Source organism: Bacillus sp. z14 (2026) (assembly GCF_058313575.1).
In genome coordinates, this window is record NZ_JBZFQK010000002.1 from 175,732 (window position 1) to 191,113 (window position 15,382).

The 15,382-nt window shown below is 39.3% G+C and carries 12 protein-coding genes and 1 pseudogene; 11 read left to right on the forward strand and 2 right to left on the reverse strand.

Features of this window, described 5'->3' with window-relative positions; translation table 11 throughout:
- Positions 1 to 35 precede the first annotated feature (35 nt).
- The 3 genes and pseudogenes from AC4G3O_RS06850 to AC4G3O_RS06860 all read left to right on the forward strand — a co-directional run bounded on the left by AC4G3O_RS06850 (position 36) and on the right by AC4G3O_RS06860 (position 1,170).
- The gene (locus AC4G3O_RS06850) at positions 36 to 500 is read left to right on the forward strand and encodes an NUDIX domain-containing protein (protein ID WP_491135994.1); all 465 of its coding nucleotides are present in this window, start codon (positions 36 to 38) and stop codon (positions 498 to 500) included.
- A gap of 46 nt (positions 501 to 546) precedes the next feature.
- A pseudogene (locus AC4G3O_RS06855) lies at positions 547 to 1,004 on the forward strand (GNAT family N-acetyltransferase).
- A 22-nt stretch (positions 1,005 to 1,026) separates the two neighbouring features.
- The gene (locus AC4G3O_RS06860) at positions 1,027 to 1,170 is read left to right on the forward strand and encodes a hypothetical protein (protein WP_491135995.1); all 144 of its coding nucleotides are present in this window, start codon (positions 1,027 to 1,029) and stop codon (positions 1,168 to 1,170) included.
- Between the two features lie 212 nt (positions 1,171 to 1,382).
- Here the strand turns inward: AC4G3O_RS06860 and AC4G3O_RS06865 are convergent, their stop codons facing one another.
- Positions 1,383 to 1,613: an IDEAL domain-containing protein gene (locus AC4G3O_RS06865; protein WP_066101689.1), complete on the reverse strand. Its 231-nt coding sequence runs from the start codon at positions 1,611 to 1,613 to the stop codon at positions 1,383 to 1,385.
- 258 nt (positions 1,614 to 1,871) lie between these two features.
- On the opposite strand from AC4G3O_RS06865, the gene AC4G3O_RS06870 reads away from it, so the two are divergent.
- The gene (locus tag AC4G3O_RS06870) at positions 1,872 to 2,468 is read left to right on the forward strand and encodes a competence protein ComK (protein ID WP_066101684.1); all 597 of its coding nucleotides are present in this window, start codon (positions 1,872 to 1,874) and stop codon (positions 2,466 to 2,468) included.
- Positions 2,469 to 2,480: 12 nt separating this feature from the next.
- On the opposite strand, the gene AC4G3O_RS06875 is transcribed toward AC4G3O_RS06870, so the two are convergent.
- Positions 2,481 to 2,855 carry a YhjD family protein gene (locus tag AC4G3O_RS06875; protein ID WP_066101681.1) on the reverse strand — a complete coding sequence of 125 codons (375 nt, stop codon included), beginning with the start codon at positions 2,853 to 2,855 and terminating at the stop codon, positions 2,481 to 2,483.
- A 212-nt stretch (positions 2,856 to 3,067) separates the two neighbouring features.
- Between AC4G3O_RS06875 and AC4G3O_RS06880 the strand changes: the two genes are divergently transcribed.
- The 7 genes from AC4G3O_RS06880 (at position 3,068) to addA (ending at position 15,343) form a co-directional block, all read left to right on the forward strand.
- Positions 3,068 to 3,679, forward strand: a complete 612-nt coding sequence (locus tag AC4G3O_RS06880) for a TVP38/TMEM64 family protein (RefSeq protein WP_066101678.1) — start codon at positions 3,068 to 3,070, stop codon at positions 3,677 to 3,679.
- Between the two features lie 99 nt (positions 3,680 to 3,778).
- Positions 3,779 to 3,898: an RAxF-45 family protein gene (locus AC4G3O_RS06885; RefSeq protein WP_368072416.1), complete on the forward strand. Its 120-nt coding sequence runs from the start codon at positions 3,779 to 3,781 to the stop codon at positions 3,896 to 3,898.
- A 129-nt stretch (positions 3,899 to 4,027) separates the two neighbouring features.
- Complete coding sequence (gene abc-f, locus AC4G3O_RS06890; protein ID WP_491135996.1) at positions 4,028 to 5,920, forward strand: ribosomal protection-like ABC-F family protein; 1,893 nt, start codon at positions 4,028 to 4,030, stop codon at positions 5,918 to 5,920.
- A 101-nt stretch (positions 5,921 to 6,021) separates the two neighbouring features.
- Complete coding sequence (locus tag AC4G3O_RS06895) at positions 6,022 to 7,194, forward strand: beta-carotene 15,15'-monooxygenase (protein WP_491135997.1); 1,173 nt, start codon at positions 6,022 to 6,024, stop codon at positions 7,192 to 7,194.
- Between the two features lie 32 nt (positions 7,195 to 7,226).
- Positions 7,227 to 7,640 (forward strand): GNAT family N-acetyltransferase, encoded by a 414-nt coding sequence (locus AC4G3O_RS06900; protein WP_066101664.1) that lies wholly within the window; start codon positions 7,227 to 7,229, stop codon positions 7,638 to 7,640.
- Positions 7,641 to 8,130: 490 nt separating this feature from the next.
- The gene (gene addB, locus AC4G3O_RS06905) at positions 8,131 to 11,610 is read left to right on the forward strand and encodes a helicase-exonuclease AddAB subunit AddB (protein WP_491135998.1); all 3,480 of its coding nucleotides are present in this window, start codon (positions 8,131 to 8,133) and stop codon (positions 11,608 to 11,610) included.
- A complete protein-coding gene (addA, locus tag AC4G3O_RS06910; RefSeq protein ID WP_491135999.1) occupies positions 11,603 to 15,343 on the forward strand; it encodes a helicase-exonuclease AddAB subunit AddA in 3,741 nt (1,246 codons plus the stop codon). The genes addB and addA overlap by 8 nt, the downstream gene beginning before the upstream one ends.
- Positions 15,344 to 15,382: the final 39 nt, after the last annotated feature.

The following is a 15,382-nucleotide window of genomic DNA, read 5'->3' on the forward strand; positions in this document are numbered from 1 at the left end:
TAATTTAAAATACATAGATAAAGGGATGAACGATGATGCCGATTCGAAATTCTGCTAAAGCCATTATTATTCAGGATGATCAATTACTTGCGATAAAAAAAGAAGATCAGGAAGGTGTCTATTATATATTGCCTGGTGGCGGGCAAGAGCATGGAGAAACCTTTCATCAAGCGTTAATAAGAGAATGTATAGAAGAAATAGGACAGGAGGTTGAAATTAGTGATTTAATCCTGATTCGTGAATATATCGGACAAAATCATGAACATGCTGCTTTTGATATGGAAACCCATCAAATTGAATATATGTTTTTATGTACGATTAAAGGAAGGAATACAGTGATTCAAAATGGACTAAATCCTGATGAGGGACAAATCGGAGTAGAATGGCTGCCGTTAAGTGATTTATTAGCATACAGACTCTATCCTTGTGCAATGAGAAAACAGGTAATCAACTATCACAAAGGTGATAAGGTTCCCGTCTATTTAGGAGACATAAATTAAAGATTTGTATATTCTTTTGGGGGCGTCAAAGGTGAGGGATGATTGAATGAAGATTAAATTGGATGATTTAAGAGGAACTGAAGTGGCTGCTTTAATTAATAGCCATCTTTACAGTATGGCCGAGCATTCTTCACCTGAGAGTATACATGCTTTAAATTTGGAAGAGTTGAAAAAAACAAATATCACGGTTTGGAGTGTCTGGGAGAATGAGGAGTTAGTTGGCTGTGGGGCCCTGAAAGAACTTGATATGACTCATGGAGAGATTAAATCGATGAAAACTTCACTGAATCATTTAAGAAAAGGGGTAGCTAGAAAGCTGCTAGAGGACATTATCAATATAGCGAAGGAACGTAACTATAAGAAACTAAGTCTGGAAACTGGATCAATGGCTGCCTTTAAACCAGCCCAAAGGCTTTAGAGAGTGTTGGATTTCAATATTGTAAGCCGTTTGCAGATTACAAAGAGAACCCGAACAGTGTGTTTATGACAATAGAATTATACTAACTATAGTAATAGAGGGATAGGTATGTTGAAAATACCAAAAATCGTAGAAACTATTTTGAATGAATACGAAGGATTATTCAATGAATATCTGCCAAATGAGTTGGAGGGCTTGTATTTACATGGCTCCATTGCACTGGATGCCTGCTGTTCTTGCTCGCACAACTGATAAGGAGACTTTATATAGTTCAAACAAGGAACGTTTGGATTCGACCCTAACATTTTCAAAGTATTTGATTAAATACTGTCAACGTTTTCATTTTATTTAGGGAAATACCGTGATTAAAGAGTGAAAACAAGAAAATCACAGGGCGGGATTAAATGATCCTCGCTCTGTGATTTTGTTTATACACCGTATTTATTCGTTACAAGTTGTTTGAATTAATTCCCAAAGTTTTTCTCCAATTCAATTAGCTCGGCGGAAAGTTTCATAAATGCTTCTTTGTCCTTATTGTCCAAGGCATGATCGATTTCTTCTTTCAGTTTCCTATGTGCATGGGTTAGTTGAGCTTCGTAAATCATCATATCCATCAGTAGATCTTCCATGGTCCCCTGGTCAACAGTCACATCAACAGCTTTTACGATATCTGTATTTGCTTTTTCGTGATTCATGGATATCCCCCCGTTGCTTTTTTTTATTATAAGTCAGATGAAAAGAAAAATCAACTAAATATTTAAATTATTCAGAAAATTTACTTTGGTAGTTTGAAATAGTTATTTATCATATACCCAGAATATAAAATGAATTAACCGTAACAATCATGGGGGTTCTGGGTTAAAATTGAAATTTTGGTGAATAAACCAATTATTTTAAAATATTATGTTATATTGAAATTGTAGTTTAATTGCAGGATTTATAAGGAGGAAGCTATGGAAAAGAACGTGATTACCAGGAGAGAGGATTACGAAATAAGTCCATTTACATTTGCTGTTGTTCCAGTAGAATACGGATCGAAAACGTATTCTAAAGTGATTGAATTTGATGAAGAAATTTTAGTACCTTTTAGGCCATCGGAAGTAGTAAAATCCAGCTGTGATTATTTTGGGGCTGATTATCCTGGGAGATGCCAGTCGACGAAAAAGCTCCTCGGTATCTCGCATAAAGTGCCGATATCGTTAGAACCGGCTAATCGATTATTCTTTTTTCCTACTACATCTCCTGCAAAAGAATCATGTATTTGGCTTTCTTATGAACACATTGTATCCAGAGTTAAGATTGACGCGACTAAAACCCAAATTAATTTTCATAATAAGCAATCTATCGTTGTTCCAGTTTCATATAGTATCATTGAAAACCAGATGCTCAGAACTGCAATGCTGAAGTCGAAGCTGCTTCAAACCTTAGCAGAGACGGAGCGAAAGACACATTATTTATATAACGCCATGCAAGTTAATGATAGGAATTCAGATTTCCAAGCAAAGCATGGTTTAATGCATTCATCAAATAGTTATAAGGAAGGTCGATGAAACTTATTGCTGTTAATTTTTCAGTTGGTCAGTCCACTGCTTCAAAAAATAATACTCCAGTAATTCCTGTACTTTATTTCGAATACGGGGATTGAAATAATTATGGTATTCCTCATAGCCTTTATACAGAAATAAAAAGGAGGTGAATGATTCGTCTCTTTTTGTTTCTTCCACTTTGAGTTGATGTGTCCTCATATAGTGGCTTGCTTGCTTCAATTCTGCTTGGACCTGTTTCATGGTTTCATCAATTAATAATATGTATGGTTGTTTTAATTTAAGGGGCGATGCTTTTACCACTTGAAGGTCTCGGGCAAGTACGGTGAGGACCATGGGTAGATAGATCGCTTTTTCCATTATATTGCGCTCTTCTGTAGGGATGCGGGTCATGTAAATCGCGTCCTTTCAATGTCTGTAAAAAAACGAACGTATGTTCCTATATAGAATAATCGCTTTTCACATTTTTGACAAGTTTATTTTCTAACTAATTCTCTCCTTACAGCAATCTGATATAATAGGGGTAAGGATTGTTTCAATCTAATGTATATGGGGATATTTATATAGTATGGACTGAATTTGTTATTTGTTTGTGAGGAGAGACTATGGATCTTAATTGGTTAACAGAATGGCTAACATTGGAGCATTTAGCCGAATTAATAAGTGATTATAGAAACTTAGGTCCCATTCCGGGATTGTTGCTCCCGTTTGTTGAAGCGTTCCTTCCTTTTTTGCCTTTGTTTGTTTTTGTGACGGCTAATGCCAATGCTTTTGGCTTATGGATTGGATTTCTTCTCTCCTGGACAGGTGCTGTCGCTGGTGCGATGGTTGTGTTTTATTTGTCCAGAAAATATGGAAAGAAAAAAGCCCTTTCATTTTTACATAGACATTCGGCTGTGCAAAAAGCGATGCTCTGGATCAATCATCATGGATTTGGCCCGTTGTTTATCTTGCTTTGTTTCCCATTCACTCCTTCCGCGATCGTAAATATAGTTTGCGGATTATCTGACATTAGTCCAAAACAATATATGCTTGCTGTCTTTGCAGGGAAATTGGTCATGATCTTTACTATTAGTTATATTGGCCATGACATTATGTCTTTAATTCGCGAACCAGTAAAAAGTATTATTGTTGGTATCGTCATTTTCCTTTTATGGCTAGTAGGCAAACAAGTAGAAATCCGTTTGAATCGGGTGGAACAGAAGGACCATTCGTAGAATGGAAGGATATCTGTGAAGAGTGAAAAAAGCAGTTGTTAATAATTGACTGAAAGTTTATAATTATAACTAAATTATTCCATTAAAGGAGGTGTAGAGATGAATCGTTCTGTGAAGGTATGTTTGCAATGGCTTGAAAACTTGTCATTGATCCGTGCCATTTTTCATGTGCAATTTCGCCAAGGGGGTAGTCTGCCCTTTTCAGGAAATTTCATATGAAAAAGAACGATAATAAGTCTCTATACCCTTGATAAAATAGGAATTCAAAAGCCATGGGGAAGTCTTATATCGACTTTCCTATGGCTTTTTTTCATGTACAGGGTATGAGCATGAGAGGGGTTCATACACATGATTGTATGCAGTGTACAGCAAATTGAAAAAAACTATGGCGGAACAAAGCTATTTGAAAATATTACGTTTGAGATCAAGGAAGGAGAACGAGTTGGATTCGTCGGGCGGAATGGCTGTGGGAAATCAACAATTCTAAAAATGATAGCAGGCGTCGAAACAATTGATGAGGGGGCTATTCACATTAAAAAGGGTGCAGCAATAGGCTTGCTGTCACAAATCCCTGACTTTACTGACGGCATCACGGTATATGAATGCTTGCAATCTGCTTTTGGCCATATGATTGAGCTGAAGGAGAGACTGGATAAATTAGAACATAGTATGGCTACTGAGACCAATGATAGCTCATTGGCTCGCAGTATAGAACAGTATGGAGAAGTTCAGGAGCAGTTTGAACGGCTTGGTGGCTATGAGATGGATAGCACGATTATGAAGATAGCCAATGGGCTGATACTCGATTTGATGCTCGATAAACGTTTTGTTTCCTTAAGCGGAGGTGAGAAAACAAAAGTTTGTTTAGGAGTGCTGCTTCTGCAAAAGCCAGATCTCCTATTGTTGGATGAACCAACCAATCACCTGGATATTGGTGCAGTTGAATGGCTTGAAGGATTCCTCGAAGACTATGATGGGACAGTTCTGATTGTCTCGCATGATCGATTTTTCCTGGATCGAACAGTTAAGAGGATTTTAGATTTGGACGATGGAGAGGTATTCGTATACGAAGGAAACTACTCTGAATTCGTGCAAGCAAAAGAAAAGCGGCTTTTGGAAGAATTTAATCAATATAAGGAACAGCAGAAGAAAATCAAAAAAATGAAGGAAGCGATAAAACGATTGCGGGAATGGGCCAATCAGGCGAATCCACCGAGTGAAGGATTGCATAAACGTGCCCGCAATATGGAACGTGCCTTAGAGAGAATGGAGAAAATTAAACGGCCCATTTTAGAAAGACGTAAAATGGACCTAGACTTCGACCAATCTGAGCGAAGCGGTAAAGATGTCCTGCAGCTTCATGGAATTACGAAGCGATTTGGTACGCAAACACTGTTTGAGAATATGAACCTGCTTGTTCAATACGGTGAACGAATTGCGATTGTTGGTGCTAACGGCACCGGGAAATCAACCATTCTTAAACTGGTTCTGAATGAGTTTACACCTGACGTTGGAGAGGTCAAACTGGGCAGCAATGTGAAGATTGGATACTTGTCTCAACAGCTATTTCAAGAAGGAAAAGACATGACCGTTTTGGAGGCCTTCCGCCAAGAGGTCCATGTTACAGAAGGGGAAGCCCGTCATATTCTGGCCCGGTTCCTTTTCTATGGTTTTCAAGTCTTTCAAAAGGTAGAAAAATTAAGCGGGGGTGAGCGTATGAGATTACGACTCGCTCAGCTAATGTACCAGGATATTAATTTATTGATACTGGATGAACCAACGAATCATTTGGATATTGATTCGAGAGAAGTGCTGGAAGAAGCATTAAGTGAATTTTCGGGGACCATTATTGTGGTCAGCCATGATCGATACTTGCTGAATAAGCTATTTCAAAAAACATATTGGCTACAAAATCGAATATTACAGGTTTATTTAGGAAATTACTCCTGGGCGAGAGAGCATATGCTTGCAGATATGTTACAAGTAAAGCAAGCAAGTCAATTGGTGACTCAGAGTCAGAGTAATGTGAAGCTTGTACACCATGTAATTTCGAATGAGACTTACGAATCACTGGAGAAAAAAATTGATAAAGTGGAACATCGCTTATCAGAAATCATTCGTGATATGGAGAAGGAGACAGCGGTAGAAGCACTTCAACTACTATATGTAAAAAAGAAAGAAGCAGAAGAGGTACGTGAAGATCTTTATGAAGAATTGGATAGGTTGGATTGTGGAGAGTAGATGATCTAAAATAAATCAAATATGGGCTGAAGAGACGGCAAGCTAATGATTGCCGTCTTTTTCTTGCTTTGAAATAGAATTGTGCAGGGGAAAATTGAAATTTGTCGAATAAGATTGTTGTAGGCGAAGTGATGATATTTCTATTTTTTTATACATATAGACAGTTAGGAAAAAGTGGAATTGTTTCGGAGGAAGGTGTGAAAACGGTGATTTTGAAAAAATCCTTATATCGAGAGTTTTTATTGATTATGTTGTTTCTGCTTGTTCTAATCTCTAATGTTTGTTTATATCGTACAGCGTTTGGAGTTGAAATTTTACAATACAATCCAAATGGTGCAGTGGTAGGCTCCATAATTGATTTGGCATTGGTTTTGCCGGTTTTATTTATGGCATGGAAGAGAAGCTGGGGATGGAAAAATATGATTTTATTGGCGGCCAGCGGTCTCGTTTTAGTCCGCTTCCTAATTCCAATGGAATATTTGGCGCCATTTGAATCAATCACTTGGGTCGGCTTTCTGATTGAAGGTTTATTAGTATGTTTTGAAGTGCTGCTCATCGTCTCATTGTTCAAATATATGCCGTACATTATCCGTGCTGTTAAAAATAGTCCACTACCGGTGGTTTTTTCATTCTCGAATGCCGTTGAGCAAAAAATGAAAAAAACGCCTGTTATTATTCAAATGATTTGTTCAGAAATGCTGGTTTTTTATTATGCTTTTGCAAGCTGGAACAAAAAGATGAAGCTGAGTGAAAAGCAATATACCTTGCATCAAAAATCAAGCTATATTGCTTTCCAAGTGATGTTGATTCACGCGATTGTTTTTGAAACAGCAGCAATTCATTGGTGGCTGCATGAAAAATATTTTCTATTGTCCATGATCTTACTCCTTCTAAATTTATACTCGGTCATTCTATTTGTGGCAGATATACAGGCTGTCCGTTTGAATCCCTTAAAGATTACGGAGGACCATATGTATATATCTCTTGGATTAATGAAACGTATGGAAATAAAGTGGACAGATATTGAATCCATAATTGATGAACAAGAACAACTTAAGCAAAAAGTTACTGAAAAGACGATTGAATTCATTTCCCGTGATCTAGAAGAAGTTTATCCAGATGTTATTTTAAAATTAAAACAGCCCATACAAGCTACTCTCATATTGGGCATAAAGAAAGAATATGAACAAGTTGCGATTCGATTAGATGAACCAGAAAGATTCAAGGTTATTCTGAGAGAAAAGGTCACATTAGATAGGGATACTAATCATTAGGAGTAACGATAAAAAAGGCATTGGGGGATATCATGATTCACATAGAGCATGGGCAGCCCATACAAATCCGCAAATATAGTGAGCAAGACTTTGTTTCTGTAAATAAGCTGAATGCGGAAGAACAATGGACAAACTTGGTTGCGGGGAAAGATAAAACAAAGCAAGCCTGGAACAATTCTAATATAGCATTTGTTGTACTTTCAAAAGAGGAAGTTATCGGATATATAAGGGGCTTTACTGATAAACATGTCACTCTCTATATTTGCGAACTTTTAATCGACAAAAGATACCGGGGGCTAGGGATTGGTCAGTATCTGCTAAAGTTTGTACATGGATTGTATCCCTCTACGAGAATAGAGATGCTGGCAAGCAGTGAATCTCAATCCTTTTATAACCAAATTGGTTACAGACCTTTTTATGGATTTAGAAAAACATTTGGTGAGTAATTTTAGTCATCTGTTTTCGTTTTTTTAAAAAGTTTAAAGTAAGGATAGCGCCTAATAAGAAACAAATATAAAGTGAGATATCCCAACGTATGTAAGTAACAGTAGATACTTCTAAAGTCGTACATCATTTAAAACTTAAAATGGTCTAAAGTATTTCATTAAATGACAACCCTTTTATCCATATATCGCTAATTAATAGTGGCTTAGAATTCAATAAAGAAACTAACCAAAACAATGATCACAATCCAGATGGTCATTGTTTTATTTTTGCAGTGAAAGTTTTCCACTTGCCGATTGTCATTTTCATATTAGTGCCTATTTTGACTTCTCCTCTTTCTCTCGTTTCCTGTGATATAACAAAAACGAATCTTCTATTCACCATTGAAATAAACCATTTTTTACAATGCTGGGATATAGAGTCAATTGAGGAGAAAACGCCATTAATTATGATAAAATAGAGAGATAGATATAAAGGGGGGAGGCACATTTAATGTCTTTGCAATTTTATATTGGAAAAACAGGTACAGGTAAGACAGAGACTATTTTAAATGACATTAGGACCAAGCTGGAGAGTGATCCGGAAGGTTCTTCGATTATATATATTGTTCCAGATCAGATGACTTTTCAGGCTGAGCTGGAATTAATTAATACGCCTAATCTGGGCGGGATGATACGTGCTCAAGTGTTTAGCTTCAGCCGTCTGGCATGGAAGGTTTTGCAGGAAACAGGCGGTATGGGCAGACGGCATTTAAATAATGTCGGTGTCAACATGGTGATTCGCAAAATCATGGAGGAAAATAAGGACGAGTTAAAGACCTTTCAACGTTCCAGTGATAAGCAGGGCTTTATTACCCAGCTGAGTGATTTACTGAAGGAATGTAAGCGATATTGCCTGACTCCTGAGGAAATGCTAAACCAATCAGATGGAAAGGTATCACCGATTTTACGATCAAAGCTTGATGATCTATCCCTTTTATACAATGGATTTGAGCGTGAATTAGAGGGTCAGTACGTGGATTCAGAGGATTACTTTACTTTATTAGTAGAAAAGATGCCTGAATCAGCTTACCTTCGCGATGCTGAAATTTATATAGATGGATTTTACAGCTTTACAGCCCAGGAATACGGCATTATGGCAGCTCTAATGCAACACTGTAGGAATGTGACGGTTTCGTTGACATTAGATCAGCCCTTTAAAGAATGGGCGCCTGATCCACTTCATTTATTCAGGATGACAGGGGAAACTTATTTTGATCTATACCAGATTGCGCTCCAAAACGGAGTAAAGGTGGAGGAGGATCGTTTATTTAAGGAACCGCATCGATTTATTCAAAATGAATCCATGCAGCATTTGGATAAATGGTTTGCCAACAGACCGGCACCAGTTTATGATCAGGAGCCGAATTTTGAATTTTGCCCGGCTGGTAACAGAAGGGCTGAGGTGGAAGGAATCGCACGTAAGATTCTAAAGAGTGTTAGGGAAGGATATCGATACAGAGATATCTTTGTGTTAATGAGAAATAGCCAGGAATATGCTGAAGTGGTGGAAACCGTCTTTATGGACTATGGTATTCCGGTCTTTATCGATCAAAAGAGACCTATGCTTAATCACCCTTTGATCGAGCTTATTCGTTCTACACTTGAAGCCTTAACGAATAATTGGCGTTATGAACCGATGTTCCGTGCTATAAAAACAGACCTTTTGTTTGATAAGAATGCCTATATACCAAAAGAGCGTGAGAGTGCTGCTCTGCTAGAAAATTATGTATTATCCAGAGGCTATTATGGTGACCGTTGGAGTAAGAAGCAGGGCTGGAAGTATAAAAGAAATCGCGGTCTTGAACTGGTTGCCAGTGTCCAGACAGATGAAGAATTGAAAATGGAATTGTTGCTGAATGAAACGAAGGAACAAGTGGCAGAGCCCATCCGTCGACTTGCAAATCGTTTTAAAAAAGCAACATCCGGAACGGATTATGCTCAGGCTTTATATATGTATTTAGATGAGCTTAACATACCGGAAAAGCTTGAAAAAATGGCTCGAAGCGATGAGCAGGAAGGCCGACTCATCCATGCAACCGAGCACGACCAGGCATGGAATGGTGTCATGGATTTGTTGGATCAATTTGTAGAAATTGTTGGGGACAGGCCGGTTACGTTAAAGAATTTTGGTGCAATCCTAGAAAGCGGGATTGAAACACTGAACTTCTCCTTAATTCCACCTTCCCTTGACCAAGTAGTCGTGACCAATATGGATTTATCACGTCCTCAAAATGTAAAGATTGCTTTCATAGCAGGCTTAAATGAAGGGGTAATTCCTTCAAAAGTAAGTGAAGGGGGAATCCTTTCAGATAAGGATCGAGAAACACTGCATTCTTCGGGAATAAAGATGGCACCGACATCAAGCACCAAATTATTGGATGAGGAGTTTGCTGCATACAAGGCATTCCTGCTGGCATCCGACTATGTATATTTTTCTTATCCACTGGCTGATGACGAAGGAAAGCAATTATTGGCTTCCTCTTATATGAAACGAGTGAAGGATTTATTTGGTTCGGTGAAAGAAACTTTCTTTGTGCATGATCCGGCTGAAATGAGTGATGAGCTGCAACTGGAGTATGTGGTTCAGACGAGAGCAACGCTGTCATTCCTGGCAAGCCAGCTTCAACAGAAAAAAAGGAATTATCCGGTATCCCCTGTTTGGTGGGATGTATATAACGAATATGTTAAAGACGGTCCGATGAAGGATCAGGCAGCTTTTGTTCTTTCAGCGCTTTCGTATCAAAATAAAGCGAAGAAAATCCCTGACCAAAAAGCTGTTGAATTGTATGGAGATACAATCCAGGGAAGCGTGTCGAGAATGGAGCTATTCAATAGCTGCCCATTTGCGCATTTTTCCTCACACGGCTTAAAGCTTAGGGAACGGGATATCTATCGTTTAGAAGCTCCTGATATCGGAGAAATGTTCCATGGTGCTCTGCAATGGATGACGGAACAAATTATCGAACGTGGGACAAGCTGGGGAGCTTTATCACGGGAGCAATGTATCCAATTAGCCAGAACGGCTGTAGAGGTAATGGCACCGAAACTGCAGAATGAAATCTTATTATCTTCCAATCGATTCCATTATTTGAAAAGGAAACTGGAACAAATTGTGGCGAGAGCCTCAATCACTTTAAGCGGACAAGCTAAAAACAGCCAATTTTCACCGATTGGGCTAGAGCTTGGATTTGGCCGGAGAGGTTCTTTGCCGCCTCTGACCTTTGAGCTTAAAAACGGAACAAAGATGGAACTGGCTGGACGAATTGATCGGATTGATCAGGCGAAGACAGATGATGGAACCTATTTGAGAATCATTGATTATAAATCGAGCTCGAAGGATTTAAACTTCACGGAAATCTATTATGGAATCGCCTTGCAAATGCTGACCTACCTCGATATTGTGGTCACACACTCACCATTGTTGGTTGGGGAACAAGCTAAGCCTGCAGGTGTCCTTTATTTCCATGTTCACAATCCATTAATTAAAAACAATGGAGTTTATACGTTAGACCAGATTGAACGTGAAGTCTTTAAAAGCTTTAAAATGAAGGGATTGCTTTTAGGGGATGACCAGGTTGTTAAAATGATGGATAGCGATTTGGAAAATGGGGAATCCCTGATTGTACCTGCAGGATTCAAGAAGGATGGGCATTTTACGGCGGCTTCACGGATCGCAAGTGAAGGAGAGTTCTCCCTTTTAAGCCAGCATGTGAAGAGAATGTATGCCGATACAGGTAATGCCATTACGAGCGGTGTAGCTGATATCAAACCTTATCGTTTGCAAAATAAATTACCATGCACCTTCTGTAATTATAAAACAGTTTGCCAGTTTGATCCTTCTCTTGAGAGCAACGAGTACAGAGTATTTAAACCGGCTAAAAAAGAAGAAATCTTTGAGGCTATACGGGAGGAGGAAGAAGATGATGAATAACCGTAAACAAATTCCCGTAAAACCGGCAGATGCCTTATGGACAGATGACCAATGGAAAGCTATCACTGCGGATGGAAATGATATTCTAGTAGCGGCTGCGGCCGGAAGTGGTAAAACAGCTGTACTGGTTGAGAGGATTATCAGGAAGATTATTTCAGAGGATAACCCTCTTGATGTGGATCGTTTATTGATAGCCACTTTTACCAATGCTTCAGCTGCTGAAATGCGCCACCGTATTGCGGAAGCGTTGGAAAAGGAAATTAAAAAGAATCCGGACTCCAGACATTTACGTAAGCAGCTCAGTTTGCTGAATAAGGCGAATATCTCAACCCTTCATTCCTTCTGCTTGGATGTAGTCCGGAGTCATTATTATTTGTTGGACATTGATCCCGGTTTTCGAATTGGGGACTCAACGGAAATCGAATTAATTAAAGATGAAATTCTTGAAGAAGTATTGGAAACACAGTATGGAATATCTGATAATGAGCCGTTTTTCAGGCTTATCGATGCATTTACGGATGACCGCAGTGATCGTACGATTCTCGAAATTATCCGAGTGCTTGATGATTTTTCACGATCTAATCCCAATCCTGAGAAATGGCTGGAAAGCCTTGCGGATATGTATGAGGTAGGGGAACATACCAGGATTGAGGATCTGCCATTTTATCCAGTCTTGAAATTTGATATCATGATGCGCCTAGCTGCAGCTAAAGAAATGATCCATGAAGGCTATCAATTAACCTTGCTGCCTGATGGTCCAGCAGCCCTGGGCGAAACATTTAAATTAGACGAAGAGCTTATTAACAAGTTATCCGAGTCGCTTGAAGCAGATTGGCAGTCGATGGCAGATGCATTTTCAGCGGTTAGCTTTGCAAAAGCAAAAACGATTCGCAAGGGAACCTGTGATGAGGACTTGGCAAAGCAAGCCAAGAAAACGAGAGATGATGTTAAGAAATTGCTGAATGGAATTTCGAGCGATTTATTCTTCCGGAAAGCAGATAGCTTTTTAAAAGATATATCAGATATGAAGCCGTATGTAGTAACACTTGCCGGGTTGGTCACAGCGTTCCAAAAACGATTCCTGGCAGAAAAGCTTGAACGCGGGATTGTTGATTTTTCCGACTTGGAGCATATGGCGTTAGAAATTCTGGGGACTTATGAGGATGGAGCATTAAAGCCAACAGATGTTGCGTTGGAGTACCGTGATAAATTCAAAGAGGTACTTGTCGATGAATATCAGGATACTAATATGGTGCAGGAAACAATCCTTCAGCTTGTTACACAGGACGGTGAGTCAACCGGCAATATGTTTATGGTTGGGGATGTTAAGCAATCTATCTATCGATTCCGCCTGGCTGAGCCTAATCTTTTCATGGGGAAATACAGCAGATTTTTAACAGAGCCGACAGATACCGGAATGAAGATTGATTTGAATAAAAATTTCCGCAGCCGAAGTGAAGTATTGGCAGGTACGAACTTTTTATTTAAACAATTGATGGGAAAAACGGTTGGTGAAATAGAATATGATGAACCCGCTGAATTGAAAAAAGGAGCAGCCTATCCTGAGGATGAAGAGTACCCGGTGGAACTTTATTTGATTGATAAATCGGCAGAAGGAGCTGGTTACGGATCTGAGGATGATGACGAGGCAGACGAAGATCTTGAAACGGTACTGTTAGAAGCTAGGCAAATGGCTGAATTAATTAAACAAATGATTAATGAACGCCGCAAAGTGTATGATGCCAAAACGAAAACATACCGGAACATTACCTATCGGGATATTGTCATCTTGCTGCGTTCCATGCCATGGGCTCCTCAAATTATGGATGAATTCAGAGCGCAGGGTATCCCGGTTTATGCCGATCTCTCAACAGGATACTTTGAGGCGACAGAAGTAGCTATTATGATCTCTCTCCTGCAAATTATTGATAATCCATATCAAGATATTCCGCTTGCATCTGTGCTGCGTTCTCCTATAGTGGGGCTGGATGAAGAAAACTTGTCAGATATCCGGATTACCTTGCCAAAGGGGCAATTCTATGATGCGTTAAAGGCCTATTGCCAGTACGGTTCATTTGAAAAATACGGAACTGTCTATTTAAAAGTGAAGCGATTCTTTGATTATCTTCACGAATGGAGAAACCAGGCGCGTGAGGGAGCACTATCCAGTTTAATTTGGCAACTGTACCGGGATACGGGCTATTATGATTTTGTTGGCGGTATGCCTGGCGGCAAACAAAGGCAGGCCAATTTATTGGCACTATATAACCGTGCCAGACAATATGAGGAAAGTTCATTCAGAGGAATATTCCGCTTTCTCCGTTTTATCGATCGGATGAGAGAAAGGGGCAGTGATTTGGGTGCGGCACGTGCCCTGGGTGAACAGGAAGATGTTGTCCGGATTATGACCATTCATAAGAGTAAGGGACTGGAATTCCCTGTCGTGATTTTGGGCGGTTTGTCTAAGAAGTTTAATCAGATGGATCTAAAGCGTTCCTATTTAGTGGATAAGGATCTGGGTCTTGCATTTCGATATGTGAATCCGGAGTTAAGGATAACCTATCCATCCTTACCACAGATTGCCTTTAAAAAGAAGCAGCTCCTTGAAAATATTGCGGAAGAGATGCGCGTCCTGTATGTAGCGTTAACCCGTGCAAAAGAGAAGCTGTACTTAATCGGAACACTCTCAGATGCTGAAAAATCCTTTAAGAAGTGGTCTGCCTATGAGAATAAAGAAGGCTGGCTTCTACCTGATTATACGAGAGCAAATGCCACGTCCTATATGGATTGGATTGGTCCGTCTCTAGTGCGGCATCGTATCTTTAAAGAAGGGGCAATCGCCAGTGATTCACTTGCTGAGATTGCTAGTCATCCGTCAGAATGGCAGGTACATGTCCGGAAATCTAATACGTTGCAATCAGTTAAAGAGGAAGAAAACCTGGAAAGTAAACGATTATTTAAATCAATTGAACAAATGGAACCAATTGAGGTAGAGTCTGAGTTTAAAGAACAGGTCAGGGACCAAATGGAATGGGATTATCGATTTAAAAGCTCGACAACTGGGCGTTCTAAGCAGTCTGTGTCCGAATTGAAACGATTAAATGAATCAAAGGATGAATACAGTGCAACTGATTTGGTTCGGGCGACCTTTAAACGGATGAATTTAAAGAGACCGGCTTTTATGCAGCAAAAAACAATGTCACCTGCAGAAAAGGGAACGATGATGCATTTAGTGATGCAGCATTTGGACTTTACAAAGCCAGTCACGGAAGAGTCTGTTCAGACGTTACTGGAGTATTTGGTGATGAAGGAATACGCTACGAAGGAACAAGTCAGTGAGATAAGAACTGACCAGATTTTGAGCTTTTTTGAAAGTGAATTGGGTCAACGCTTGCAGCATGCCAAAAAAATACGCAAGGAAATTCCATTTACAATGGCACTTCCTGCACATGAAGCGTATCAGGATTGGCAGGATGGCGACGAGAACATTCTTGTTCAGGGAATAGTGGATTGCCTATTTGAAGATGAGAATGGGATTGTACTGCTTGACTATAAAACAGACGCGATAACAGATCGATTTAAAAATGGATTTGAAGAAGCTGAGCCTGTATTAAAAGAAAGATATGAAAAGCAGATTCAGCTATATACAAGAGCGATTGAACAAATCCTGAAAAGAGAAGTTTCAGAAAGATATCTGATGTTCTTTGACGGTACACATGTATTGAAGCTTTAACTGCTGAAGGCGGCACATTTGGACGGGAAACCGTGCAGT